Source organism: Methylophaga sp. OBS3, assembly GCF_026319325.1.
GTDB lineage: Bacteria > Pseudomonadota > Gammaproteobacteria > Nitrosococcales > Methylophagaceae > Methylophaga.
Window position 1 is genome coordinate 1 of the sequence record NZ_JAPDMU010000008.1, and the last position, 25,066, is coordinate 25,066.

The 25,066-nt window shown below is 44.5% G+C and carries 28 protein-coding genes; 24 read left to right on the forward strand and 4 right to left on the reverse strand.

The genetic code is table 11. The features are described 5' to 3' along the window. The 17 genes from OMP94_RS11155 to OMP94_RS11235 form a co-directional block, all read left to right on the forward strand. A partial coding sequence (locus OMP94_RS11155) for a PQQ-binding-like beta-propeller repeat protein (protein ID WP_266278392.1) occupies window positions 1–539 on the forward strand: 539 nt, incomplete at its 5' end. A 264-nt stretch (window positions 540–803) separates the two neighbouring features. After that, complete coding sequence (gene pqqA, locus OMP94_RS11160; protein ID WP_081443609.1) at window positions 804–875, forward strand: pyrroloquinoline quinone precursor peptide PqqA; 72 nt, start codon at window positions 804–806, stop codon at window positions 873–875. A gap of 137 nt (window positions 876–1,012) precedes the next feature. Further along, window positions 1,013–1,927 carry a pyrroloquinoline quinone biosynthesis protein PqqB gene (pqqB, locus tag OMP94_RS11165; RefSeq protein ID WP_266278394.1) on the forward strand — a complete coding sequence of 305 codons (915 nt, stop codon included), beginning with the start codon at window positions 1,013–1,015 and terminating at the stop codon, window positions 1,925–1,927. A gap of 11 nt (window positions 1,928–1,938) precedes the next feature. Then, on the forward strand, window positions 1,939–2,670 hold the full coding sequence (gene pqqC, locus OMP94_RS11170; RefSeq protein ID WP_266278396.1) for a pyrroloquinoline-quinone synthase PqqC: 732 nt from the start codon (window positions 1,939–1,941) through the stop codon (window positions 2,668–2,670). Further along, window positions 2,667–2,951: a pyrroloquinoline quinone biosynthesis peptide chaperone PqqD gene (gene pqqD / locus OMP94_RS11175; protein ID WP_266278398.1), complete on the forward strand. Its 285-nt coding sequence runs from the start codon at window positions 2,667–2,669 to the stop codon at window positions 2,949–2,951. Before pqqC ends, pqqD begins: the two co-directional genes overlap by 4 nt. Continuing rightward, window positions 2,923–4,116: a pyrroloquinoline quinone biosynthesis protein PqqE gene (pqqE, locus tag OMP94_RS11180; protein WP_266278400.1), complete on the forward strand. Its 1,194-nt coding sequence runs from the start codon at window positions 2,923–2,925 to the stop codon at window positions 4,114–4,116. Before pqqD ends, pqqE begins: the two co-directional genes overlap by 29 nt. Continuing rightward, complete coding sequence (locus OMP94_RS11185) at window positions 4,106–5,044, forward strand: ABC transporter ATP-binding protein (protein WP_266278402.1); 939 nt, start codon at window positions 4,106–4,108, stop codon at window positions 5,042–5,044. The genes pqqE and OMP94_RS11185 overlap by 11 nt, the downstream gene beginning before the upstream one ends. Beyond that, a complete protein-coding gene (locus OMP94_RS11190; RefSeq protein ID WP_266278404.1) occupies window positions 5,032–5,814 on the forward strand; it encodes an ABC transporter permease in 783 nt (260 codons plus the stop codon). Before OMP94_RS11185 ends, OMP94_RS11190 begins: the two co-directional genes overlap by 13 nt. An 838-nt stretch (window positions 5,815–6,652) precedes the next feature. Further along, window positions 6,653–7,159: a hypothetical protein gene (locus OMP94_RS11195; protein WP_266278406.1), complete on the forward strand. Its 507-nt coding sequence runs from the start codon at window positions 6,653–6,655 to the stop codon at window positions 7,157–7,159. A gap of 64 nt (window positions 7,160–7,223) precedes the next feature. Further along, window positions 7,224–7,574, forward strand: coding sequence for a DUF6678 family protein (locus OMP94_RS11200; protein WP_323135085.1), 351 nt, complete (start codon window positions 7,224–7,226; stop codon window positions 7,572–7,574). Window positions 7,575–7,668: 94 nt separating this feature from the next. Beyond that, window positions 7,669–8,130, forward strand: coding sequence for a hypothetical protein (locus OMP94_RS11205; RefSeq protein WP_266278410.1), 462 nt, complete (start codon window positions 7,669–7,671; stop codon window positions 8,128–8,130). A gap of 105 nt (window positions 8,131–8,235) precedes the next feature. Beyond that, entirely contained in the window at window positions 8,236–9,717 is a 1,482-nt protein-coding gene (locus tag OMP94_RS11210) for a hypothetical protein (protein ID WP_266278412.1), read from the forward strand. A 109-nt stretch (window positions 9,718–9,826) separates the two neighbouring features. Beyond that, window positions 9,827–10,690 (forward strand): hypothetical protein, encoded by an 864-nt coding sequence (locus OMP94_RS11215; RefSeq protein WP_266278414.1) that lies wholly within the window; start codon window positions 9,827–9,829, stop codon window positions 10,688–10,690. A gap of 95 nt (window positions 10,691–10,785) precedes the next feature. Next, window positions 10,786–11,187: a hypothetical protein gene (locus tag OMP94_RS11220; protein WP_266278416.1), complete on the forward strand. Its 402-nt coding sequence runs from the start codon at window positions 10,786–10,788 to the stop codon at window positions 11,185–11,187. Between the two features lie 94 nt (window positions 11,188–11,281). Continuing rightward, a complete protein-coding gene (locus OMP94_RS11225) occupies window positions 11,282–11,752 on the forward strand; it encodes a hypothetical protein (protein WP_266278418.1) in 471 nt (156 codons plus the stop codon). A 36-nt stretch (window positions 11,753–11,788) separates the two neighbouring features. After that, on the forward strand, window positions 11,789–12,235 hold the full coding sequence (locus tag OMP94_RS11230; protein WP_266278420.1) for a tautomerase family protein: 447 nt from the start codon (window positions 11,789–11,791) through the stop codon (window positions 12,233–12,235). Between the two features lie 162 nt (window positions 12,236–12,397). After that, window positions 12,398–14,248 carry a lytic transglycosylase domain-containing protein gene (locus tag OMP94_RS11235; protein WP_266278422.1) on the forward strand — a complete coding sequence of 617 codons (1,851 nt, stop codon included), beginning with the start codon at window positions 12,398–12,400 and terminating at the stop codon, window positions 14,246–14,248. Between the two features lie 14 nt (window positions 14,249–14,262). On the opposite strand, the gene msrA is transcribed toward OMP94_RS11235, so the two are convergent. After that, a complete protein-coding gene (gene msrA / locus OMP94_RS11240; RefSeq protein ID WP_266278424.1) occupies window positions 14,263–14,733 on the reverse strand; it encodes a peptide-methionine (S)-S-oxide reductase MsrA in 471 nt (156 codons plus the stop codon). Between the two features lie 80 nt (window positions 14,734–14,813). Between msrA and OMP94_RS11245 the strand changes: the two genes are divergently transcribed. Genes OMP94_RS11245 through OMP94_RS11260 form a run of 4 tightly spaced genes read left to right on the forward strand, consistent with a single transcriptional unit; the run spans window position 14,814 to window position 17,712 of the window. After that, on the forward strand, window positions 14,814–15,473 hold the full coding sequence (locus tag OMP94_RS11245) for a protein-L-isoaspartate O-methyltransferase family protein (RefSeq protein ID WP_266278426.1): 660 nt from the start codon (window positions 14,814–14,816) through the stop codon (window positions 15,471–15,473). Window positions 15,474–15,486: 13 nt separating this feature from the next. Further along, a complete protein-coding gene (locus OMP94_RS11250) occupies window positions 15,487–15,807 on the forward strand; it encodes a rhodanese-like domain-containing protein (RefSeq protein WP_266278428.1) in 321 nt (106 codons plus the stop codon). A 7-nt stretch (window positions 15,808–15,814) separates the two neighbouring features. After that, the gene (locus OMP94_RS11255; protein WP_266278430.1) at window positions 15,815–17,128 is read left to right on the forward strand and encodes a TolC family outer membrane protein; all 1,314 of its coding nucleotides are present in this window, start codon (window positions 15,815–15,817) and stop codon (window positions 17,126–17,128) included. Between the two features lie 32 nt (window positions 17,129–17,160). Beyond that, window positions 17,161–17,712 (forward strand): hydrolase, encoded by a 552-nt coding sequence (locus tag OMP94_RS11260; RefSeq protein ID WP_266278432.1) that lies wholly within the window; start codon window positions 17,161–17,163, stop codon window positions 17,710–17,712. 3 nt (window positions 17,713–17,715) lie between these two features. Here OMP94_RS11260 and OMP94_RS11265 read toward each other — a convergent pair whose 3' ends face one another. Genes OMP94_RS11265 through hemL form a run of 3 tightly spaced genes read right to left on the reverse strand, consistent with a single transcriptional unit; the run spans window position 17,716 to window position 21,955 of the window. Continuing rightward, window positions 17,716–19,221: a B12-binding domain-containing radical SAM protein gene (locus tag OMP94_RS11265; protein ID WP_266278434.1), complete on the reverse strand. Its 1,506-nt coding sequence runs from the start codon at window positions 19,219–19,221 to the stop codon at window positions 17,716–17,718. Between the two features lie 2 nt (window positions 19,222–19,223). Beyond that, window positions 19,224–20,669, reverse strand: a complete 1,446-nt coding sequence (gene sbcB, locus OMP94_RS11270; protein WP_266278436.1) for an exodeoxyribonuclease I — start codon at window positions 20,667–20,669, stop codon at window positions 19,224–19,226. Next, window positions 20,669–21,955, reverse strand: coding sequence for a glutamate-1-semialdehyde 2,1-aminomutase (gene hemL / locus OMP94_RS11275; RefSeq protein WP_266278438.1), 1,287 nt, complete (start codon window positions 21,953–21,955; stop codon window positions 20,669–20,671). The genes sbcB and hemL overlap by 1 nt, the downstream gene beginning before the upstream one ends. A 64-nt stretch (window positions 21,956–22,019) precedes the next feature. Here hemL and OMP94_RS11280 point away from each other — a divergent pair, with 64 nt between their 5' ends. The 3 genes from OMP94_RS11280 to OMP94_RS11290 form a co-directional block, all read left to right on the forward strand. Beyond that, a complete protein-coding gene (locus tag OMP94_RS11280) occupies window positions 22,020–23,354 on the forward strand; it encodes a LapD/MoxY N-terminal periplasmic domain-containing protein (protein ID WP_266278440.1) in 1,335 nt (444 codons plus the stop codon). Next, window positions 23,355–23,990, forward strand: a complete 636-nt coding sequence (locus OMP94_RS11285) for a response regulator transcription factor (protein ID WP_266278442.1) — start codon at window positions 23,355–23,357, stop codon at window positions 23,988–23,990. A 313-nt stretch (window positions 23,991–24,303) separates the two neighbouring features. Continuing rightward, window positions 24,304–25,066 (forward strand): DUF3450 domain-containing protein (locus OMP94_RS11290; RefSeq protein ID WP_266278444.1); only part of this gene is annotated, 763 nt, incomplete at its 3' end.

A 25,066-nucleotide genomic window follows, 5' to 3' on the forward strand; every position in this document is an offset into this window, starting at 1 on the left:
CTGCGTACTCACCACGTACAGGTCTGTTCTATGTACCTACCAACCATGTTTGCATGGACTACGAACCATTCGAAGTTGAATACGTAGCCGGTCAACCATACGTTGGTGCTACTCTGAGCATGTACCCAGCACCAGGTGGTACTCACTTGGGTAACTTCATCGCTTGGGATGCTCGCGTTGGTAAAATCGTTTGGTCTAACCCAGAACGTTTCTCAGTATGGTCAGGTGCTTTAGCAACTGCTTCTGATGTTGTGTTCTACGGTACGCTGGAAGGTTACCTGAAAGCAGTTGACGCGCAATCAGGTCGTGAACTGTGGAGATTCAAAACTCCATCAGGCATCATCGGTAACGTCAACACTTACAAACATGATGGTAAACAATATGTTTCTATCCTGTCTGGTGTAGGTGGTTGGGCTGGTATCGGTATGGCTATTCCTAGCTTAGAAAACGACACAGATGGTCTGGGTGCAGTCGGTGCTTACAAGTCACTGTCTAGCTGGACTAACCTGGGTGGTGTACTGAGCGTATTCAGCCTGTAAGACCAAAGTATATTGTTTGATTAGATATACTTAAGCTCTAGAAAAAGACCCGGTATCGTAAGATGCCGGGTTTTTTTTTACCTGAATTTGGTGTTTTTTTTGATTCGTTTTTGTATTACAAAATACTGGGTATGCATTCAGGAAAATCCCTAATCGCAAGGCGCTAATTCCTGACGTCAAGCGCATTGCAGCTGCGTAATATCCAAATTGTCAGTTAACCGTTTAGCTGGCTTATTTTGATAATTTAATTGAGAGGAATTTATTATGTGGACTAAACCAGAATATTCAGACATGCGTTTCGGTTTTGAAGTAACCATGTACATCTGCAACCGTTAATATCGGTCATGATGTGTACCCGGGGCAGATTGTCCCGGGTATCTTTATTGAACAGCAAATGAGAGTTGCTTGCGTTAACATGGTTAACCAGTTGCAGACAGCTGCGATTTGCTTATCAGTATTTAGGAAAGAAATTTATGCATATACACGTATTGGGTTCTGGTGCTGGAGGAGGTTTTCCACAATGGAACTGCAACTGCGTCAACTGCAAAGGGGTTCGCGAGGGAACGGTTAACGCACAACCACGTACACAGTCATCTATCGCTGTAAGTGCTGATGGTGTTGACTGGATTCTGTTTAACGCCTCACCTGATATCAAAAAACAGTTGGATGATTTTCCAGCTATCCAACCTGCAAGAGAAGTTCGTGATACCGCCATCAAAGCGATTTTGATCACTGATGCGCAGATCGATCACACCACTGGCTTACTCACACTTCGTGAGCACAATAAACCTTGGGATATTTATTGCACTGAAGCAGTACATGGTGATCTGACCACTGGCTTTCCGATTTTCACCATTCTTGGTCATTTCCGTGGCATTAACTGGCATGAAGTCAAAACAGATCAAGTGCCGTTTACTATTCCTGCTGCAGCTGGTCTTGAGTTCACTGCTGTACCATTAAAAAGTGAAGCGCCTCCGTTTTCACCACACCGCCACAACACCGTTCCGGGCGACAATGTCGGTATTAATATTCATGACACTCGCACCGGTAAAAATGTGTTTTATGCACCGGGTCTAGGTGTCGTTGAAGATCATGTTTTGGAATACATGCGTAATGCTGACTGTATTTTGATGGATGGTACTGTCTGGACTGATGACGAAATGTCACGCGAAGGCATCAGTGATAAGCGTGCTACCGAAATGGGCCACATTAACCAATCGGAAGAGGGCGGTTCAATCAGCATTTTGAATAGCCTCGAAAAACCACGCAAAATTTTGATTCACATTAATAACACTAACCCTATCCTTAACGAGGACTCACCAGAACGGCAGATTTTAAACGCCGCAGGCATTGAGCTCGCTTATGACGGCATGGATTTGGAATATTAAAGGATATGAACATGGCAGCTGAAAACACGCCTTGGTCACGCGAAGAATTCGAACAAAAACTACGTGATAAAGAACAGTATTACCACATCAACCATCCGTTTCATAAGTTGATGCATTCAGGTAAGTTGAATCAAAAACAAGTACAAGGTTGGGTAGCAAACCGTTTTTATTACCAAACGGCGATTCCAATTAAAGACGCCGCCATTATGGCGAATTGTGAAGATGCCGAAGTCCGTAAGCACTGGGTACAACGTATTCTTGACCATGATGGTTTTGAAGGTCAGGAAGGCGGTATTGAAGCATGGCTGCAACTGGGCGAAGCCGTTGGTTTAACCCGTGACGAGTTAACTTCATATGAGCATGTTTTGCCGGGCGTACGTTTTGCTATTGATGCCTACGTAAACTTTGCTCGTCGCGCACCTTGGCAAGAAGCGGCTGGTTCATCTCTGACCGAATTATTTGCTCCAAAAATTCACCAAGCACGTTTGGATAACTGGCCTGAAATGTATCCATGGATTGATGAGCGTGGTTATCGTTATTTCCGTAAACGTCTTAGTGAGGCACGCCGTGACGTAGAGCATGGTCTGCAAATTACGCTGGACTATTGTGATACGCGCGAGAAACAGCAAAGAGCCTTAGATTTGCTGCAATTTAAACTGGATATTTTGTGGACGATGCTTGATGCCATGTGGATGGCGTATATTGAAGATCGCCCACCTTATTGCATGGATGTCGAAAAATGAGTGAACGTAGATTTACTGAAAACAGCGTACCGGTGCTTGCACTCGGTTATCGCTTTCAGTGGGAGCCTGCACAAGACTGTCACGTGCTGCTTTACCCAGAAGGCATGGTAAAGCTTAACGGTCCAGCCGCAGAGATCCTTAAACGTATCAGTGAAAAAAAACAAACGGTTAGTGAATTGATTGCTGAGCTAAAAGCCGCATTCAATGGCGCCGACTTAGATGACGACGTCTATCAGTTCCTGGAGGAAGCATATGACAACGACTGGATCAGAGCAGAATAAAGCACCTGGTAGTATTGCTGGCTCTCTGAGCATGCAGGACACGTCCAATATTCGTCAACCTTTATGGTTATTGGCGGAGTTGACTTATGCCTGTCCGCTGCAATGTCCGTATTGCTCAAACCCAATGGATTTTGCTGACATCAAAAGCGAATTGACCACCGAGCAATGGATTGATGTCTTCAAACAAGCTCGGGCAATGGGGGCAACACAGCTAGGTTTATCTGGCGGTGAGCCATTAGCACGTCCAGATATCATTGAGCTAATTACCGAAGCACGCAATATGGGCTTTTACACCAACCTGATTACCTCAGGTATTGGTTTAGATGCCACAAAAGCAAAAGCATTCAAAGAAGCTGGACTAGATCATATCCAAGTTAGTTTTCAGGCCAGCTCAGAAGATTTAAATAACCTTATTGCCGGTACCGATGCTTTCCAACATAAAATTGAGATGGCAAAAGCGGTCAAAGCAGCTGGTTATCCAATGGTGTTGTGTTTTGTTACCCACCGCCAAAATATCGATCAAATCGACGAGATTTTGGATTTGGCCATTAGCCTTGATGCCGATTATGTGGAATTAGCAACAACCCAATACTATGGTTGGGCAATGCATAACCGTGATCAATTACTGCCATTAAAAGAGCAGTTAGTCAGAGCAGAAGCGATTGCCCACGAGTATCAGGAAAAACAAAAAGGCAACATGAAGATTTACTACGTAGTGCCTGATTACTACGAAGTGCGTCCAAAAGCTTGTATGAATGGTTGGGGTAATGTCTTTTTGACCGTCACACCAGATGGTACAGCGTTGCCATGTCATGCTGCACGTAACTTACCTGGTATGGCATTACCAAATGTTCGTGATGTGTCTGTCAGTGAAATCTGGAATGGTTCAAGCGACTTTAACCGTTTCCGTGGTTTTGACTGGATGAAAGAGCCATGCCGAAGTTGTGATGAAAAAACCAAAGACTTCGGTGGCTGCCGTTGTCAGGCGTATATGCTGACTGGCGATCCAGCGGTAGCGGATCCAGTTTGTGATAAATCACCACATCATCACCTGATTGAAGAGGCGATTGCCAAAGGTCGTGATGAAGCTGCTAAACCAGCAGATCAAGCAAAACCATTAGTCTTCCGTAATCCGAAAAATTCAAAGGAAATCTGTGGCCTCTGAGTTTGCGATTGAAAGTCATGGTTTGACGAAAACATACGGTGACACCACCGTTGTAAATCAGCTTGATCTCAAGGTCAAAGCTGGCAATTGTTATGGGCTTTTAGGGCCAAATGGTGCAGGAAAAAGCACCACCATTCATATGCTGACAACAATGACCTCGCCTTCATCGGGTGAGGCATTGATCAGCGGTCAATCAGTCACAGCTAATCCCGTACATATCAGAAGTCAGGTCGGGCTCGTGTTTCAAGACTCCGCCCTAGATCGCCTGATGACGGTTGATGAAAATCTTCAGTTCGCGGCAGCGCTCTATGGTTTGACGCCAAAACAAGCTAACGAACGTATTGAAGAGCTACTTGCTGTTTTTGATCTCGAAAAGAAACGTCACCTGAAATTAGTCGCATTATCTGGCGGGCAACGCCGTGCCGTTGATATTGCGCGTGGTGTTTTGCACAAACCTAAAGTGTTATTTCTTGATGAGCCAACGATTGGCTTAGATTTACCAAATCGCCGCGCCATCTGGCGTTTTGTCGAGCAATTACGCCGAGAGCAGGGCATGACCGTGTTCCTGACCACCCATTATCTTGAAGAAGCTGTTGCCTGTGACCGCGTTGATTTTATTCAACAAGGCAAACTGCAAAAGGGCGGTAAACCTGCCACGCTAATGCGTAATTTGGCGGCATATATTCTTGAGTTGGATTGTGTTGATGGTGAAGCTGTCAGCACACTATTAACCTCGGAGTTTGGCGCGCCACTCATCGAAGACCAACACCTGAGTTTCCGTGTTGAAGATGCCGATACCGACTTTACCGCCTTACAAAAATCACTAGGAACATTAATCAACTCAATGCAATGGCGACGCCCGAATTTAAATGATGTGTATTTATGGACCATGACACATCACAAGGCAGGTAAAAAATGTGTTTTTTAGCGGTTAAAGCAGTCATCAACCGCGAGTTGAGCAAAACTTTTCGCCAGCGTGGCCGTTTGCTCAGCAGTATGGTGCGTCCACTCATTTGGTTATTGGTGATCGGCACCGGTGTCGGCAGTATGTTGGCTGGGGCACAACAAGAAAACTATCTACAGTTCTTAGTGCCCGGTATTGTGGCGATGACCTTATTATTCGCAGCATTACTCTCTGCATTAACGCTCGTCTATGATAAAGAGTTTGGTGTGATGCGAATGATGATGATCGCACCCATCGCTCATGGTTGGATTGTGGTGGCCAAATTAATCGCAGCAACGATTATTGCGTTAGTTCAAGCCGTAATGTTGTTGGCGATATTAGTTATTCTTGGTTTGCTAGATTGGCAAACAGCATTATTAATGGTGTTACCAGCATCACTGACAGCCTTATTATGTGCTGCTATGGGCGCGTTAATCGCCGTTTGGTCGAAGACATTAGATAACTTCGCCGTCATCATGAATTTTGTGATTTTTCCGGTGTTCTTCTTGAGTGGTGCGTTATATCCCGTCACCCAATTGCCAGATTTACTGCGTTACGTCGTGTTGGTAAATCCATTCAGCTATGGCGTCGATTTGCTGAAACATAGTGTTCAAGGCGCCCAAACCGACTTTGCAATTTCTACCGATTTAGCGGTGGTGATTGGCTTTTCAATATTGGCGATACTCATTGCCTGCTGGCGTTTTTCTCGTGAGTCAGTTCATGAGCCATTATTCCGAGGTGGCAAAAAAGGCTAAGCCAACAGCAAGGGCGCAATTCAAATCAAATTGCTGACCTCATGAGTAAACACTCATTTGAGATTGATTATGGGGCTCAGATCCCTCTCGAACCTTGCTTGTGGTGGAAGACTATGAAATATTCTATCCAGTAGCGATAAATTTGATGGTGCTTTTGTTTTAAAGCCCAACTCGCATCATCGACTTAATAGACTGAAGAAATGGAGATTTATGTTGCATGGAAGCGGCCTCATCCCTTATTAAACCAACGCGTATCACGACAATTATCCTTATTGCCGGCTCGTTTTTGTTTTTACAAAAAACAAAAGCAACGTTATTTTTATCATATTTACATAGACTTATCGAGAACGCGCTTTTTATTGTCCAAAAACTAAAAGGCCGCCCGATAATATTTATTATGAGGCCAACGGCCTCATTAACATGCGGTTATGTGTAATTGCTGATGAAGCAGATTTACAAAATCACGTATTTCGCAACTAATAAAATATATATCGGAAAGGTTGCTTACGAGAGCTTCAGATATTTTGGAAGTCCCGATATAGATGTTCTTAACGAAGACTTTCGAAAATTACCAATCGAGCAGCAGAAAGATTACACAGTTCGGAAGGAAATACTCTGGGAATCAGAAGACTGTTCGGATTCGGAATTGGCAGCTAAAGAAGTTGAATTCATCCATAAGTACCAATCCAATAATCCTGCTGTCGGTTACAACAGGTGGCCAAAGTTTAATGCAGAAAACACATAACCAGGCGGTGTTATCGCCTTCGGCTGGGACTGCCATCTCGCTGGCGCTCCATGTCAGCCCCAAACCGCGGCGTTATGCGTAAAGAGTAACTTCATGGAATCGTGGCTAGAGTTTGAAAAAAGATTTAGGGAGTTGGCCCCAAAACTAACTCATGCCCGAATAGATGATCAGAGCGGCGACGCAGGCGAGCATTGGCGAATTGCAGGGACTGCCACAAACAACGAAACAATAAAAGAGTTTGAATTACTCTGTGCCGTCGCCGGTGGAAAACTTGAAAATCTAAAATTTCCCGAAGAAATTCTCAATCACAAAGATCCAAAAGTACGTTGGTATCGACTAATGAAGTCAAATTCAGCGAATTACCAACATGGGCATGTTGGGGAAATGAGTACAAGTTCTGGCGAACATTTAGGTTTTGTATATGGGGGTACCATCCAAGAAATTGGTGTATGTGCGGCAAATCTTTGCCTTGCTCTTCACTCATCACATCCACTTAAAACAAAGTGGTACAAAACAATATACAAAGATTATGGGCCTCAAATTATAGGCGGGGTAATTTTGTTACTAATCGGCGGGGTTCTAGGTAAATGGGTCTTTTAGCGCATAACAAGGCCAAACACTTTTGTGCGCTACGCGCACCGGACTCGCAACAAGTTGCTCGCCCGTGTTGGCGGCGTTATACGTCAATGGAGTTAGTGCGTTGCTTCCAGTAATGAACAATACCAAGTGGAGGGAAATCCAAGAAGCCATGTATGGACTTCAAAATAGTCCGCAGTGGCGCACACGATGCGTAACTAATGGATATGTTTCAAACTGGGATGGTGAGTGGTTTTATCACTTTTCTGAAGGTGGCTTTATCGATATAGAGTGGGTGGAAATAAAAGCAGAGAGTGATGAACAATCGAAAATTGTCTTATCTTCATTGAAATCTATTCACGTACCTGGCATCAAAACCGAAAATGGCTTTAAGGTTTTTGGTTATGTTCGTGAGGGAGAGTCAATTGACTATCTGTAAACCTATAACAAGGCAAGGCAAAATCGCCCTGCGGGCTGGACGCGCTAACGCGCGCCTTTGCTTGCGGCGTTAAGCATAAAAACAAGGGATCGTCGTGCAAGAGCTAATCGAAGCAATTAAAAATTGGCCAGTTATTGTTCAAGGAGCGTTAGGCTCGGCGGCATTTTGGCTACTGCTTGTAGTAATCCAAAGGGTTTATCAGTTTGTCGATCACCGTGTTTCAAAAATATCTCGAAACAACCGCAAAAGTGAATTAATCAACGAACGCCTTAAGCTTGGGTTGAAAATGACTAAGGGAAAAGATCGAGCATTGTTTGCTCCCGTTCTTGTGTACCGAATGTCTCGGCCATTTCTAAAAGCCCTTATATGGCTCGCTCTAGGCTTACTATTCACACCAGCATCAACGGTTCTTTCATCAGTTGGGTACATTGGGAGCATCTACTATTTGGTAAAAGCGCTTGTTGTTGTATCTCCTTTTTCGTTCGAAGGTGATCCGAAAACGCGCATGGAAGAAATTCAAGCAGAATTAGATCGTCTTGAAGACGTAGATGCTTAACAAGCAAATCAAGTCGCGCCTACGGCGCTGGGACGCCGGCTTCGCCGCCGCCCCTTATTACTGGCGTTATGCAATCGCCAGAATGTAGTAGCCAAGGGACTTAATTTGAACATTGATATACAGAACTACTTTGATGCTTTGAATGAGAATTATCTTCTTATTGTTACTTCAAATAGCAAAGAGAAGGATGCCATCAATAGAGTTATTTCCAATAGAAAGAATATTAATGTTCACCTGTCAACGGGTGGATGCAGTATAGGTTTGTTAGATGGTATGTTTGTAATCCATTTAACGGGAACTAGTGGTATATCGACTGAGCGCTCAGCTAGTAGATTGGTAGTGGAATTTGTTAGTCGAAGTAATATCCCCACTCCTGGGATAGTATATTTAGTAGGGTTTTGCTGGGGCAATCCAGCAACAACAAAAGTCGGCGATATTGTAATTGCCAGTACAATTGACTCTCTAAACTCTAGATCAATTAGCGGTGAGGAAACTATTTATAAAGCAATACAATATAGAAGTTCGATCGATCTAGAGTTGATAGCTCAAAAAATAAATCAAGAAATTCCAAATTCAAAACTAGGAGAACTAGCTAGTTTAGAGACTTTGCTATCTAGTACTTCTGAAAGAGATAGGCTGCTTCAACTACATCCACATCTTATTGGCGGAGAGATGGAGGCTTTCGGTTTCGTACCATCTTTAAGGCAGATTCCTTGGGTAGTTATTAAGTCAGTATCAGACTTTGGATGTGATAGCTTTGAGCGTTCAAATCAAGCAAGCTCAGCGGCCTCCTCTGCTTTAGCGCTGCCTACGCTAAATAAATTATTGAAAGAAAGTGAGTTAATTAGCTTTAGTATAGCTAAGCACGATGAGCTTCTTCTTCTGGATTTTTTATTTGGTAATGAAATCAGAGTGTTGAAAAGTGAAGTTAACTCAGATGAGTTGAATGATCATCTGAATGATGAAGTTGGGGTAGTTATAGAGAGGAAGCTCGAGTACTACCTGAACGATAATGGTTATGATCGAAGTTTTCTGCGTTATTTTTGTGATTTAATTCTAGAAGTTATTCAGAACTCCCTAAAACACAGTGGTGCATCTTTCGCCAATGTTAAGTTTTATCCAAACAAAATAGTCATTAATGATGATGGTGAAGAGTATCCTCTGCAAAATCTTGAAGGGGATAAAGGTGGGGCTTCATCGTGGAGGCGTATCAAGTCGTACGGATTGGATACTAATTTGGTCAGTTATACCTTCAAAAAGAAAAGCCACTACTTTGAAATGACTGCATCCAGTAAAGAATTAATGGATGCAGTTAAAAACTGCACAGCTTCAATTATTCCATCAACGATAGGATCTGGGTACGGTCGCCAGGTTGCATTATCTTATAATAAAGATTGCGAAATCATATACTTGGAAGATGGTAATGTTCGCATGACCTCTAGAAGAATAACATTGATTGGTGAAGTAAAAAGGTTGCTGGATGAAGGTAAAAAAGTATACGTAAAGGTATCTGATATTGCGTATGCTGAAGAATACAGGATTGCGTTAAAAGAATATTCAGATAACTTAAGAATATTAACCGAGTAGGCAAATGCATAACAAGTTGCTGCACTCGGAAAAATTACTCGCTGCGCTCCCAATTTTCCGGTGAGCATGGCGTTATACGAACTAATAATCAAAGTTAGGCTGTAGATTCATGGAAGTATCAGGAAGAATAAAGAGATTAAGGGATAACTTAATAAAGGAGCTGCCATTTTTCCCAAACGACAAAGAAACACTTAGTGAGCTTGAAGCCCAAGACATTAATGGTGTTTTTATTCATTATTTGCACTGGAAAACAAGGCATGTTCCATCAAGAGTAAGACGAGTTCAAATTGATCCTGAAGTTACATCAGATCGTAGGTGGAAAGACCTAAAAGAAAATATTAATAAGCTTCTTGATAAGATTAGAAATGGCGAAGATGTATCTCCCTTTTTATCAAAAAGAGCGCATAAAAATGGTTATACCCCTAGGCAGCGAATAATAGATGGTGAAGCTGATTCTTGGGATGATAAGGATCAATTATTAAACACTAAAGGTTTCCACCATTTTCACTTGGATATGGATATCGAGCCGTCAGGTCTTTCTAAGCGTACTGATGACGTGCTTTTCGCTTATGTAACAAGAGACACTTTTCATGCCGTGGGTATATTTGATCATTCTGTATTCGAATCTACCACTGAAAATGGAAGTTTGAATGATGAAAGAGGTCGGATGTGGAGGGTCCATGAAAAGCATGTGACAATGGGAATGGAGCCCGGCACTGCATACATGAGCAATCCGATAATGAGTTCTGGCCATCCAATGTACCTTGTAAGGATGGCAGACCATTACGCTGAAGTGGTTAGAAATACCGACCCCAAATTAGATCAGCGAGAGTTTGTTAATGATATTTACGATCAAGGCAAATTGCCGCGGCCAAACAAGTTTAAGCTCGAATGGCACCTTGATGGACTAGATCTAGGGATAATGGACAAGAAAAACAGCGTTTTATTCAATGCTCTGCAAGGCCCAATCTAGACCCTCGTATAACAAACGCGTCAATTGGGACCGGTTTTCCGCTGGCGCTACAAACCAGCCCATTACGCGGGCGTTAGGCACTACATGGAGTGTTGATGATTTATCCTAAAGTAAAAGATCCAAGTTTGGTTGGTGAATATCCTGCTTTATCAAAAGCAGGTGGTGGCTATGTGTGGGATGAAGTCCTTGAATATAGAGTGTGGTGCCACCCAGAATCAGGTGATGACTACTATTATGCCTTCGAAGATTGTGAAACTGCGATAGAGTGTTCCCAAGAAGAACATGGGGCTAAGGCACCATTGGCTCTTGTTTTACAAAAAGAATATATCGATGAGCCAGAGCCTGGTCAATATATCCATGTAAAGGAAGAAAGAATTACGGAGTGGCCCATAGAATTTCTGAGCCGCCCTCGGAGAAATGAAAACACAATACCTGACTTCGTTTCCCCGAATGCACCAAGTAATAGGCTGGATATTATTCGTGGCTTGGCGCGCTAATATGCCTAACAAGCACATCAAAAACCGCTACACTTCGTTGCGCTGGACGTGGCTGTTGCACCGCCTTATATGTGGGCGTTAGAAGTGTCCAGAAATGAGCAATATCGAATATTTGAGGTTTGAGCATGTAAATCCTGAAGATTTGATGAGTGTCGTAAACGAGGAATCTTTACGTGGACACCTTATTGAGCATCCTTACTTCGATTCAAAAAGTATTAGAGAATGGAGCATGGATAAAACTGAGACAGATGCAATGGATGGCTGTCGAGTTCGTGTGATTTCTATTGCTGGGGAAATAGCGGGTTGGTGCGGTATACAACCGGATGATAACGGTTTTGAAGTTGCCATTGTTATTTCCCAAAAGTTTTGGGGGTCTGGCATGCCCATTTTCAAAACTCTCAAATGTTGGACAAGTGAGCTAGGACATAAAGAAGTGCTATTTCATCTATTAGACACTAGGCGCGAATATAAGGCACTGGCTAAGATGGCTACCAAAGTCTGTCACACTCAACTTTTAGGTCGCAGTTTTACCACCTACTATTTTTCGGTAGGCGAACAAGAATGAGTAAAAATTTTAACAAAAACATCAAAGGCGCACTACGTGCTGGACGTCGCTGATGCTCCGCCTTTTATGTGGGCGTTATACATCAAGGAAAGAACTGTGGTAGTAATTTATGGAGTAGATAGCCAACTAAACCCCATCAAACGTCAATTGTCTGATGTTATCCATTCCTGCATGCAAGGCGTACTGGGACTACCAGAGGATAAGCGTGCACATCGATTTGTTCCTTTATCTGCCGATAACTTTTTCTATCCGGCTGGTCGTTCCGACGCCTACACTGTCATCGAAATCAATATGATGCAGGGCCGTACAGTTGAAACCCAAAAAGCTTTAATCAAGGCACTTTTCAAAAAAATTGAATCTGACCTAGGTATCTTGCCTATTGATATCGAGATCACGATCAAAGAACAACCGGCACATTGCTGGGGCTTTCGCGGTATGACAGGAGATGAAGCCCGCGACCTCAAGTACTCGGTTAATGTCTGATAAGGTGCTGTTTACTATCTAGCTAACTTGCTTAATAAGCACTAATTAGTCCGAATTGATTTTACGACGGAATTTAAAAAACCACGTCATAATATGTCAGGCTAGTACCTGATTCGGGCTTCGCCCTTTAATTCATTTCGCATTTAACCTTTGGATCATCGAATGAAATACATTGGATGGCTGTTTTGTGTGTTGTTTAGTTCGAGCGCATTTGCTGCGGGCGAAGTTGAAATCCCTTTGCTGGCTGATAACGGTCATCTCAAGACTGCGATTAGTCGCGTCCTTGAGTTCGATGCAAACGGTCAAAGCACATTGCGAAATGATGACTGTAATCGGTTTGAGTTATCCGACATGGTTGTGGTGACCAAAGGTGAAAAACTGGCGCTTGATATGGCGTTAAAGGCCACGACTGGCGCTTATGTACTTGGTGCTTGCCGTGGTCCCAAACCTTGGAATGGTCGATTAGCATTAAATTTAACGCCACGTGTTGCTGCATCCGGCCTTGCCATTGAATTTGTCCCCGATTCAATAGAATTATCACGTCCCGATAGTCGTCCGGGTTTATTGAGTAAACCGGTTCAAGTCATTGCCAATGCCTTGGTGATTCCCCGTATTAATCGCCTACAAATTGATTTGGCTGGCCCGTTAAATGGCCTTGATGGTCTGATCGCGCAATTACTCAGTCCTGACCATGTTCAAGGTGGTGAGCAATCGCTTTTGCAACGAACACATATTGAACGTTTGCAGATGGAAGAATCAGGACTCAAAGCTTGGTTAGCCTTTCAGGTGCGTGCCATTGAACCAGTTGAATTACCGCCAGAAGACAGTTTGACTGAAGAAGAATTGGCACAGTGGCAAACCCTCGAAGATGAATTAGATGGCTTTTTGACTACGGTTATTTCAGCGCTTGCTCGCTCGACACATTCTCATTCATTACGCATGGAATTACTTGCGGTATTACTGGATGCGCGTCAGGCGATTGCCGAGGCACTGACGATTGATGATCCGGAGGCAGATCCAGTTCGTGAGCTTTTCTTGAGTACATGGGACAGGCTACGCCCCTTAATGAGTGAGCTAGAAAGCCTAGATACGCCAGGAATGGAGTCTGACTTTAGATTGGCTGGATTTATTGCAGGTGGTGATGCCTTAAAAGCGCTTGATGCTCTGGGACCAGAGTATGGTTTTGAAATCACCCGTGATGGACTGCGCAGGCTTGCGAGATTATTACTTGCTGACGCTGCACCACCAAGTTTTACACCGCTGCCTTTAGAAGTTGATCCTGAGTTTCAAGAGTTATTTGGTTTTGATACCAGTGCCATTGATGGTGAGTTTTCAACGTCAGCATTAACGCAACACATTGTTGATGGTTTTAGCTCAGTTGGCTCTTGGTTTATGCCGACAGCTCATGCTGCCAGTGTTCGACCAGCCGATGCGTTAAAAGGTATGGTGCCGAACCGCGATAATCTCGATGAGTATTTAGATCTGGTTTCGCAATTATTAGCCGAGCAATCCAAGACGTGGCTTTCAGAAAACAATAAGTTACCGAAAAGGCTGAAAAAACGACTCGATCCACTGGTGCGGGCGACAGCATGGAAAGAATCCTGCTGGCGGCAGCTTTCTGGTTCGACCAGTAATCCGCAAGTGTTACGTTCATCAGTGGGCGCTGTCGGCATGATGCAGATAAACGGTCGTGTCTGGCGTAAGGTTTATGATCTCGATCGTCTTGTTGAAGAAGTTGATTACAACGTTAACGCCGGGATCGATATTCTGACGCATTACCTTGTGGACTATGCGATTCGTCGTGGTGAACATGAGCAGCCCGGCGGGGACGATAATTTAATCAAGGCAACTTATGCTGCATACAACGGTGGTCCGGGTCAGTTATCTCGCTACCGTCGTGACGAAACGCCGGGCAGGTTAAAATCCATTGATAATGCTTTTTGGGGCTATTACTCGAGTTTTAAGGACAAAAAGTTTCCTGATATTTCGAGTTGCTACGTGGTGGGTAACTAAGCAAATCTAGTCTGTTAGTGGCAACTGCCGCGCCCTTGTTTTTCTAGGTAACACTGATGATATTCCTCGGCTGGATAAAATGTTTCGGCCGCGGTGATTTCGGTCACAATTGGGCCATCAAATACACCGGTTTCATCTAGATACGTTTTCATAGCAAGGGCTTGCTGGTGTTGACCTTCATCATGATAAAAAACGGCTGAGCGATATTGGGTGCCGACATCAGGCCCTTGGCGATTTAGAGTTGTTGGGTTATGAATGGTCCAGAAAAACTGGAGTAATTCGTCATAACTGACGCGAGTATCGTCAAAGGTGACTTCGATAGCTTCCGCATGACCGGTATCGCCCTGACAAACTAATTTATAGTCAGGATCAACTGTATGACCGGCGGTATAGCCAACGCGAGTCGTAACAACGCCGGGAAGCTGTCTAAACTTGGCTTCTACACCCCAAAAACAACCGGCGGCAAAGGTGGCGATATGTTTCATAAAATCTCCTTAGTTGTCATGGTTGCACGGCTTTTCTAAAGGTCCTATGCTAACTGACTAATAAATCAAGCGGATCTCACATGACAGCGGTAACTTCGACAGCGCATACCAATATGGTTTGGCAGCAGCTCAGACCCAACGATGTTTCAGATCCTGCTGTTTTGCAAGTATTACAAGATACCGACCGTGCAGATTTTGTGAGTGATGAATTAAAGGCTTTAGCTTACGCCGATACGCAACTGCCGATTGGTCACGGTCAGCACATGTGGTCACCGTTGCAGGAAGCGCGTATTTTACAAGCGCTGCAATTAACTGCTGAAGATACGGTGTTAGAAATCGGAACTGGCAGTGGCATATTTACCGCCATGTTAGCGAAGCTAGCGGGTAAGGTAACTAGCGTTGATGTGCATCCAGAGTTTACCGCACTAGCGACGCAGCGTTTACAAGCCAAATCATTAGATAATGTTGCGCTTAAAACGGGTGATGCTTGTCAGGGTTGGCCGCTTGAAGACAGGGTTGATGCGATTGTGCTGACGGCGTCGTATCCCGAAGTGCCAGAAAGTTATTTAGAACAATTACAGGTGGGCGGGCGATTGTTAGCGATTATCGGCCAACCACCAGCTATGTCTGTACAACGAATTCGCCGAGTAGGGGAGACCGAATGGCAGACAGAAAATTTATTTGAAACCGTAGTTGCTCCGATGATTGGGGCTGAACCAAAACCTGAATTTGCTTTTTGATAACGAGAAAATTATGAAACAAATGAATGCCACCGAGCTTGCAGCCTGGTTACAAGATAATGATGCGTTACTGATTGATGTTCGTGAGGCGCACGAGCTAGCTAATGGCATGTTGGAAGATGCAAAACATATCCCGATGAATCATATTCCGGCACGAATCAATGAACTTGAGTCTGCTAAGAATAGTCCGATAGTGCTGATCTGTCGTTCAGGTCAACGAAGCATGCAAGTTGGGCAATATCTTGAGCAGTCTGGTTTTAGCGATCTTATCAACTTGCAAAATGGAATGAATGGCTGGGCTAAAGAGGTAGACCAGTCGATGCGAGTGTATTGATATTCAAATGAAATTTTCAGCGATTGGGCTATTAATGATGGTGGCCCTGCCAGCAAAAGCTGCGCAGGATTTAATGGAAAGTTACGACTTGGCTTTGCAAAGTGATCCGCAATTGTGGGCACAAGCTGCCAATCAACAAGCCACCGCCGAACTCGCTGATCAGGCTGATGCCTTATTTCTACCCAGCATTGGTGTCACAGCTAATGCCAATAAAATCTGGACGGAAACTTCGTCACAGCGTTTTGGTGGTGAAAGTGACTCGATTGATCGCGGCTATACATTAAGTTTGATCCAGCCCATTTATCGCCGTGAAAGCTTTGTCCAAAATCGACAAGCTGATATTGCCATTTCTGGCGCTGCCGCGCAGTTTCGGGTTGTTGAGCAGGATTTGATTGTTCGTGTTGCGGATGCCTACTTTGCCGTACTTGGCGCAGAAGATGATTTGCGATTTGCTGAAGCGGAAAAAGAAGCTATCAGCAAACAACTAGAAGAAGCCCAACAACGCTTTGAAGTAGGGCTTGCCACGATTATTGATGTCAGTGAAGCGCAAGCGGCTTTTGATATAGCCAGCTCTGCTGTGATTGCTGCTGAAAATGCCTTAGCCAATAGCCGAGAGTTTTTGCGTGAGACCACTGGGCAATACCCACAAGATTTGTCGCAATTAGCCCAAGAAGTCCCATTGCTCAGACCTGAGCCAGAAAATCCTGAACAGTGGAGTGAAACTGCTTTAGTGACTAATCCGTCATTACAGGTTGTGGGCTCTGATGTGGACTTTGCTCGCGAAAATATTCAATTACAACGAAGCGGCCATTTCCCAACCTTGGATATCGTGGCGCAGAAAAACTACACCTCACAAAGTGACAGTAACCTGAGCGGTGGTAGTCAAACCCATCAAGAGCTGATTGGTTTGGAATTGAACCTGCCGATCTACTCTGGCGGTGCGGTAAGCTCTCGTACTCGTGAAGCGGGTTACCGACTTAATGAAGTCATGCAAACTGAAGAGCAACAACGTCGTTCAGTAATGCGCCAAACCCGCGAAGCTTATAACAGTGTGCTGTCGGGTATTAGTCAGGTAAATGCCTTAAATCAAGCGGTTCGCTCTAATGAAAAAGCTCTGGAAGCGACGGAAGCTGGGTTTGAAGTCGGCACACGTACAACCGTTGATGTACTTAACGCGAGACGTGAATTATTTAGCGCTAAAAGGGATTATGCGCAGGCGAGATATCAATACATCGTCAACACACTACGCTTGAAACAAGCGGCAGGCATCGTTACAGTCGATGACTTGCAACAAATAAATACTTGGTTAGCGACGAATTAATGTGATGTTAATAAGTAGTAGGAGCAAGTGAGATGATGACGCAAACAGCTGAAAGTCTGCTGGTGGTCATTGATATCCAAGAAAAACTAGTCGATGCGATGCCTAAAGGTGTTCGGGATCGTGTGGTTAATGAGGTCAACACACTCACCACTGCGGCCGGTGCTTTGCAAATTCCCGTTCTGGTTACAGAACAATATCCTAAAGGTTTGGGCGCAACAGAGCCCGCTCTAGCACGGCAATTACCCGAACAAACACAGCGTATCGAAAAAACTGCTTTTTCTTGTGCCAAAGTGCCCGAATTTATGGCGGCATTAAAAGCATCTGGTAGAAAACAAGTCATCCTGACCGGGATGGAAACCCATATCTGTATTTTGCAAACCTCGTTAGATCTGCGCCAAGCAGGTTATGAGGTGTTTGTGGTTGAAGATGGCGTCAGTTCACGCATCAAAGGTAATCAATACAATGCACTTCACCGTATGCGGTTGGCAGGTGTGGTGATTACCAATGTCGAGTCAGTTTTGTTTGAATGGCTTGGTGATGCCCAGCATCCACAATTTAAAACGCTGGCAAAACTTATCAAATAGATTTTAAGCGTGTAACCGCTGACGTTTATTGGCTGTGCCTTGGCGAGCTGGTTTGGTCAGTTGTGGCAGGGCGACAAAATCCGCTTTACCCTTAATGCCATTACGTTCGTAATCAGCTAGTAAAGTTTGCTCAGCAAGTTCGGGTGTAACCCCTAAATCTTCGGTCATCACCAAATACAGTAATTCGAACAAGCGCTTTAATGCGATATGTGCCGTTTGCCCGGTCCGTGAATATAACCCCTCGCTTACCTGCATAAACCGTTCAAAGGCTTTATCGCCAAGGATGATAGGCAGTGAATGCATAAAGCGACCTGAGTTACCGATCAGATCCCAGAAGCGGGCGAAACGATTTACCAACTGCATATCGGTGAAGCTGATATCTCGGCTACATAATAAATTGTAGGGCGGTTGGGGATTAAACCGCAGTTGGTAATTTTCGGTATGACGGTTGAGCGGCGCACCACGCAGACGCTTCAAAATACCCACCTGAATTTCATGCGGATTTAGTGCGACCAATTGATCAAAGCTATCTGCGAAGTTGGCTAGGGTATCGCCGGGTAAACCAAAAATCAGATCGGTGTGTAAGTGCGCACCAGTTTGCTCACGAAGCCACAGAATATTGTGCTTACTCTTGTTGTTATCTTGGCGGCGACTTATTAAGGTTTGGATCTCTGTATCAAAAGTCTGAATACCAATCTCAAACTGTAAACTTTGCGGTGGGAATTTTTTCAGTACCGTCTGCAATTTTTCGGGCAGGTTATCGGGTACCACCTCAAAATGCAGATAGAGATCATCACTCATCCGCTCTAGGAAAAACTCCAAAATCGCCACACTGGTGCTGACTTTCAGGTTGAAAGTCCGATCGATAAATTTGAAGTTACGTACACCACGTTGCCACAGTAAATCCATCTCAGACAAAAACGCATCAAGCGGAAAAGCCGTTGAGGTCTTATCTAATGCTGATAAACAAAACTCACATTTAAACGGGCAACCGCGCGAGGCTTCGACATAAATCAGGCGATTTTTGATGTCTTCGTCATCATAGAATTGATAAGGCAATACCAATTCTTCTAATGGTGTTGCTCGACCTTCGATGTATTTTTCAGCAGGGGATTCGTCGGCAAGTAGTTGCTGGCAAAGTTCACGAAAATCCTGTTCACCAGGCCCTGAAATAACATAGTCGGCCAATTCACAAACTGGCGGTACATCCGGCTGATGGCTAACTTCTGGGCCACCCAAGACAATTTTAATGTCAGGTGAAATTGTTTTGATTAAAGCAACAACGGCTTCGGTTTCTTTAACGTTCCAGATGTAAACACTGAAACCAATGACTTTCGGCGCATGACTCAGCAATTGTTCAGCAATCGTCAGTGCTTGTTCCTGAATGGTGAACTCGGCAATGGTTGCGTGCTCTTGTAACTCGCCCAGATTGGCGTACAGATAGCGCAGCCCAAAAGCGCTGTGCATAAAGCGAGCATTAAGCGTGCTGAGAAGAATTGTATTTGCCATGCTTATTGCGCTGCTTTGAGAATTTGCTGTTTGTTGAGAGCGAATTGTTCTAAATCTACTAATACTTGTTGCTGCTGTGGTGTGAGTGTTTGTTCGCGACTTTCAGCAAGTGCTGCAAAAAAACGCTCAAAGGTGAGCCACGGACTGTCAGTTTGTTGCAGTCGCTGTTTACAGAATTGCAGCCAGTCTTTTTGATCTTCCTTACTCAGAGACTCAGGCCAGTTACGTGCACGGTAACGGAATAACAATTCACCTAAACGGGGATCATTAAACGGCTGGTCAAAGTTTGCTAATGATACCGGATCACTTTGTTGGATTTGCTGCATTTTTTGTTTATCAGCGGTATCAAAAAAGCCGCCACCATAGAGGCTGCCATCGACATCCTCCAATGGAAAATCAGTCGGTGCATTAAAAATATCGTGGATCTTTTTCGCCAGTAATTCGGCATTTTGCAGGCAAAGCTGAAAATGCTGATGGTGCAGGTCACGGTCAATTTGTAAACGCTCCGCCGCTGCATCATCTAATGTTGCAGCAGGCACAACCACCGGACATTTATTGATGTGAACCGTTTTTAATGCCGGTCTTTGTACGCCTTCTGGCAAGTCAGCTGATGGCGTGAATAACCATTGGCGAAGCGTTTCGGCATCTTCGTTTAATAAAGCCTCAGGTGAATAACGTAAGTCATAAACCACAATGCCATTTTGATTACGGGGATCACGGGCAATCGGCATCACCAGCGCGGTATTACAGTATTCCGATGGATACATTCGTGACACATGTAAAACAGGCGTATGGTCGCGCAGATTTAATAATGGCGCGACTTGCTGTTTACGGCGTAACTGATAAACGTGGTCATACAGTTTTGGTTGTTTGGTTTTGATTAAGCGCGCCATATCAATGGTTGCTTTCACATCGGCTAAAGCATCATGGGCGCCAACATGGGCAATATCATTTGCCGCGGTTAATGCTTCTAGACGAAAGCTCGGCAAACCATCCTCACGGTTTGGCCAATTAATGCCCCCAGGCCGTAAAGCCCGCGTTAACCGAACCATATCGATAATATCCCAGCGGGAATTACCGTTTTGCCACTCACGGGCATACGCATCGTAAAAATTACGAAACAAGGTAAAGCGAGTAAATTCATCATCAAAACGCAGACTGTTATAGCCAACCCCACAGGTGCCTGGCTGGGCGAGTTGATCATGAATTTGTTTAATAAATTCTGCTTCTGGCAAACCTTTTTCAGTAGCAAGCTGCGGTGTGATGCCTGTGATGAGCGCCGCCTGCGGGTGAGGTAAATAATCTCCCGCGGGTTGGCAATAAATCATCAATGGCTCACCGACGATATTTAAATCTTCGTCAGTACGTAGGCCGGCAAACTGTAACGGACGGTCATAACGCGGATCAGTACCGCCAGTTTCGTAGTCATGCCAATAAAGCGTATTCATTAAAGTGTTGCCATGACCTTTTTCGCTGCGGCCAATGTGGCTTCGATTTCTTCATCACCATGTTTTGATGAGACAAAACCAGCTTCATACGCTGATGGTGCTAGATAAATACCACTTTCCAACATGCCGTGATAAAAGCGTTTGAAGCGATCCATATCGCATTTTGTCACTTGCTCAAAGAAGGCAATTTCCGGTTCATCGGTGAAGTAAAAACCAAACATACCGCCCACTTGATGCGTCGTGAATGGAATGCCCGCTTCATCAGCAATCGCTTGCAGACCTTCAGTGAGTTTTTTGGTTTGACGATCTAAGTGAGCATGGAAACCTTCTGCTTGAATAAGCTTTAAGGTGGCCAGACCTGCTGCCATCGCAATAGGGTTACCTGACAAGGTGCCAGCTTGATAAACCGGGCCGAGTGGTGCGATGCATTGCATGACTTCGCGTTTACCACCAAAAGCACCAACAGGCATACCACCACCAACGATTTTGCCTAAGGTGGTTAGGTCAGGTGTCACACCATATTTTTCTTGTGCACAGCCTAATGCCACACGAAAACCAGTCATGACTTCGTCAAAAATCAAAACGCTGCCATATTCATCACAAATTTCCCGTAAGGCTTCTAGAAAGCCTGGGACAGGCGGAATACAATTCATATTTCCGGCGACTGGCTCAACGATAATACCGGCAATTTGATCGCCAATTTCAGCAAAACATTGGCGTACAGATTCCGCATCATTAAAGCGTAACGTAATGGTGTGTTCAGCAACTGAAGCAGGCACGCCTGCAGAAGATGGCTCACCTAACGTCAACGCGCCACTGCCAGCTTTAACTAATAAGGCATCGGCATGACCGTGGTAGCAGCCTTCGAATTTTACGATTTTGTCGCGGCCGGTATAACCACGAGCAAGACGAATGGCAGTCATGGTGGCTTCTGTTCCTGAATTCACCATACGTACCATTTCCATCGACGGTACTAATTGGCACAGTAAGTCAGCCATATCGGTTTCGATAGCAGTAGGCGCACCGTAGCTCAAGCCAAATTCACAGGCTTTTTGGACAGCAGAAATAATTTCGGGATGCGCATGACCGGCGATCATCGGGCCCCAAGAGCCGATGTAATCAATATATTTTTTGCCTTCAACATCAGTCAGATAAGCGTCTTTGGCGCTGGCAAAAAAGACGGGATCACCGCCTACACCTTTGAATGCACGTACCGGTGAGTTCACACCACCGGGAATATGTTTTTGTGCTGCTGAAAAAAGTTGTTGATTGCTAAAAGCCTGCATGAACACGGGTCCTGTTTTAGATGTGCGATAATTCTAGCCTATCACAGCAAGAAATCGGTTTTATATGAGTCTAAAACTGCGACTACTCATCATTGTGTCGTTGATTTTGATCATCAATTTCGCCGCAGCCGGCTATTTTCTGGTGCAAAACGCCAGACAAGCGGTTGCAGCGGAAATGGCCTCCAGTACACAGCTGGCACGTGGCTTATTGATCAATGCACTGCCAACATTGCGCTTTTCAAACGACCTAAGTGAACGACTAACGTTAATTGTTGATAGTGTGCGTCATACACGCCACATTCGCGCATGGTTTGAAGATATGAATGGCCAACCTTTGATTGGCCAGGAAGAACGTATGGCGTTTTTCAATAAACCTGATGCGCCGGACTGGTTTATTCGGGTGATGGAGCCTGAAGCGGTCGCGTTTCGTCGTTTAATCACCAAAGGCAGCCAATCTTATGGTTACCTTGTCGTTGAAGCGGATCCCAGTGATGAGGTAACAGAAGTTTGGCGAGATATGCAGGTCCTATTTATTCTCGGTAGCTTTTTCATGACGCTGATTTTATTTCTCGTCTATATGGCGCTTCGTCATGGGCTTCGACCCTTGGGTGATTTGGCAGACGCATTGGCTAAATTGGAAAAAGGCGACTTTACTGCGCGTGTTGATACCGGTGCCGCTAAAGAGCTAAACCCGATTCAAATACGCTTTAATCATATGGCCAGTGTCTTAGAAAAAACCATGGCAGAAAATCATGCTTTGGCTGGAAATATGTTGACGGTTCAGGAATCAGAGCGTCGTGACTTGTCACGTGAGCTTCATGATGAGTTGGCGCCATGTTTGTTCGGTATTCGTGTTGATTTAGCCGAAATTGAACGTATTGCCATTGAAAATAAGCTGCCGGAAGTTGAAGAAAAAGTTAGTTCGGTCAAGATTATTACGACGCATATTCAGTCTCTGGTTCGCAAAATGTTGAGCCGACTCAGACCAATGACACTAGATGATTTAGGTCTGACCGATGCATTACGAGATATGCTGCATAACTGGCGTGACCGCCAACCTGAGATTGATTGGGAATGGGATTTTTCTGGCGATCTTAATGGCTTGCCGGATACTCAGCAGGTGACGGTATATCGCGTAGTGCAAGAATGTACGACTAACTGTGTGCGCCATGCCGAAGCCAGCCATGTCAAAGTAGAGGTGCGCCGTGAGAAAGAAAATATTAAAGTCACGGTCACAGATGACGGTAAAGGACTTGATAACAATTCCGTCATCAAAGGTTTTGGTCTGATTGGTATGCGTGAGCGTGTCTCGGCATTAGGCGGTAAAATTGCCTTTGATACAGAAGAAGGCCTAGGTTTACAGGTTCGGGTACTGATCCCATTGAAGGGTGCAGAATAAATGAAACAAACCGTTACAATTTTAGTGGTCGATGATCACCCAATCGTGCGTGCAGGCTGCCGTCAGTTAATTCAGCAGATCCCAAACGCCAAAGTCGTTGAGGCGGAAACAGGTGAAGAGGGTTATAAACTGTTTCAGGAAGTCTATCCTGACATGGTTCTACTCGATATTACGTTGCCGGGTGTGGGGGGCTTAGAAGTATTAAGACGTATCCGCGCTAATCGCGATACCGCTAAAGTCTTAATGTTTAGCATGCATGAGGATCCGGTGTTTGCATCACGTGCGATGCAAGCCGGTGCTCGCGGGTACATTACCAAAAATAACGCTGCCGACCATCTGGTTGAAGCAGTCAGCAAGGTGCTTGAGGGTAAAATTTACTTAAGCCCAGACATGGCCCAGCAACTGGCTATGTTAAATATCGACTCAGGTACCAGTGCATTGAGTGACTTATCACGCCGTGAATTAGAGATTTTACGGTTGCTCGGTGAAGGTAAGAGCATGAACGAAATTTCTGATGTGTTAGGGATTAGTTATAAAACCGTCGCCAATAACCTGACCCAAATTAAGAGTAAGCTCGATATTAATAAGACTGCTGAGCTAATGCGCTTTGCAATTAGCCATGGTCTCTCATCTTAAGTGACTGATTTTTACTAATTTAGGAGGAAGATATTACGACTAGGAAGTTCTTCCTGCTGTAATTGGGATAACTCGCTCATGGCAAAAAGTTTGATGCCATCTAACATATGCATCAAGTCCATAGTTAAGTTTCAGCTTCTATAGTCTTATATTTCTCTCTCCTTCTATGAAGGTTTAGCCAGACCCACTCGGTCTGGCTTTTTTTTGCCTGATCGTATTTAAATGCGATTAATTATCATTTAGACTTCCAAAGTATATTTTCTCCTGATACTATGGCGCTTCGCTTTTGAGGCCTGATAACAGGAAAGAAAATATGTCTTTATTTGCCAATGGAACGTCGCCTTGGCGGCCCATAATGTTGGCCGGTTGTCTAATGCTACCTGCAGCTATCAGCTGGGCTGGTGCATTAGATCAAGCTATTGATGAACAAGTCGCAACCGATAGTGCTGCGCAGCGTTCACAACAGCAAATTGATAATCTCGACGATGAAACTCGGGAAATGTTAAACGAGTATCGTGCGGTGATGCGTCAGACGCAAAGTTTGCAGGCTTATAACAATCAACTAGATCAATTGGTCAGCTCACAGCAGCAAGAGCTTGAGTCAATTGACGAGCAGTTGGCAAACATTGATACGACGCAACGCGATATTTTGCCAATGATGATCAAAATGATTGATGTCCTTGAGCAGTTTGTTGCTTTAGATTTGCCATTTCTTCCTGAAGAGCGTTCTCAACGTATTAGTCAGTTAAAAGAACTGATGGACCGCAGTGACGTCAATCTTTCAGAAAAATACCGCCGGATTTTAGAGGCGTATCAGGTTGAAACGGAATACGGTCGTACCATCGAAGCCTATCAAGGTGAAATCGAAGTTGATGGCAATAACCGTAGTGTCGATTTCTTACGTATCGGTCGCGTTAACCTGTATTACCTGTCATTAGATGAGCGTGATGCAGGTGTTTGGGACCAAGCGGAACAACGTTGGGAAACCCTTGACCGTAGTCATAACAAAGCCATTTCTGAAGGTCTGAAAGTGGCTCGTAAACAATTACCGCCGAACCTGCTGGTGTTGCCGGTGA

What these genes read in the sequence shown, in the direction of transcription:
- OMP94_RS11195 (WP_266278406.1), top strand. Translation starts at nt 6,653, where the DNA reads ATGGAATCGTGGCTAGAGTTTGAAAAAAGATTTAGGGAGTTGGCCCCA.
- pqqE (WP_266278400.1), top strand. Translation starts at nt 2,923, where the DNA reads ATGACAACGACTGGATCAGAGCAGAATAAAGCACCTGGTAGTATTGCT.
- OMP94_RS11225 (WP_266278418.1), top strand. Translation starts at nt 11,282, where the DNA reads ATGAGCAATATCGAATATTTGAGGTTTGAGCATGTAAATCCTGAAGAT.
- pqqB (WP_266278394.1), top strand. Translation starts at nt 1,013, where the DNA reads ATGCATATACACGTATTGGGTTCTGGTGCTGGAGGAGGTTTTCCACAA.
- OMP94_RS11235 (WP_266278422.1), top strand. Translation starts at nt 12,398, where the DNA reads ATGAAATACATTGGATGGCTGTTTTGTGTGTTGTTTAGTTCGAGCGCA.
- pqqC (WP_266278396.1), top strand. Translation starts at nt 1,939, where the DNA reads ATGGCAGCTGAAAACACGCCTTGGTCACGCGAAGAATTCGAACAAAAA.
- OMP94_RS11215 (WP_266278414.1), top strand. Translation starts at nt 9,827, where the DNA reads ATGGAAGTATCAGGAAGAATAAAGAGATTAAGGGATAACTTAATAAAG.
- OMP94_RS11220 (WP_266278416.1), top strand. Translation starts at nt 10,786, where the DNA reads ATGATTTATCCTAAAGTAAAAGATCCAAGTTTGGTTGGTGAATATCCT.
- sbcB (WP_266278436.1), bottom strand. Translation starts at nt 20,669, where the DNA reads ATGAATACGCTTTATTGGCATGACTACGAAACTGGCGGTACTGATCCG.
- hemL (WP_266278438.1), bottom strand. Translation starts at nt 21,955, where the DNA reads ATGCAGGCTTTTAGCAATCAACAACTTTTTTCAGCAGCACAAAAACAT.
- OMP94_RS11190 (WP_266278404.1), top strand. Translation starts at nt 5,032, where the DNA reads ATGTGTTTTTTAGCGGTTAAAGCAGTCATCAACCGCGAGTTGAGCAAA.
- OMP94_RS11260 (WP_266278432.1), top strand. Translation starts at nt 17,161, where the DNA reads ATGATGACGCAAACAGCTGAAAGTCTGCTGGTGGTCATTGATATCCAA.
- OMP94_RS11245 (WP_266278426.1), top strand. Translation starts at nt 14,814, where the DNA reads ATGACAGCGGTAACTTCGACAGCGCATACCAATATGGTTTGGCAGCAG.
- pqqD (WP_266278398.1), top strand. Translation starts at nt 2,667, where the DNA reads ATGAGTGAACGTAGATTTACTGAAAACAGCGTACCGGTGCTTGCACTC.
- OMP94_RS11280 (WP_266278440.1), top strand. Translation starts at nt 22,020, where the DNA reads ATGAGTCTAAAACTGCGACTACTCATCATTGTGTCGTTGATTTTGATC.
- OMP94_RS11265 (WP_266278434.1), bottom strand. Translation starts at nt 19,221, where the DNA reads ATGGCAAATACAATTCTTCTCAGCACGCTTAATGCTCGCTTTATGCAC.
- msrA (WP_266278424.1), bottom strand. Translation starts at nt 14,733, where the DNA reads ATGAAACATATCGCCACCTTTGCCGCCGGTTGTTTTTGGGGTGTAGAA.
- OMP94_RS11285 (WP_266278442.1), top strand. Translation starts at nt 23,355, where the DNA reads ATGAAACAAACCGTTACAATTTTAGTGGTCGATGATCACCCAATCGTG.
- OMP94_RS11255 (WP_266278430.1), top strand. Translation starts at nt 15,815, where the DNA reads ATGAAATTTTCAGCGATTGGGCTATTAATGATGGTGGCCCTGCCAGCA.
- OMP94_RS11250 (WP_266278428.1), top strand. Translation starts at nt 15,487, where the DNA reads ATGAAACAAATGAATGCCACCGAGCTTGCAGCCTGGTTACAAGATAAT.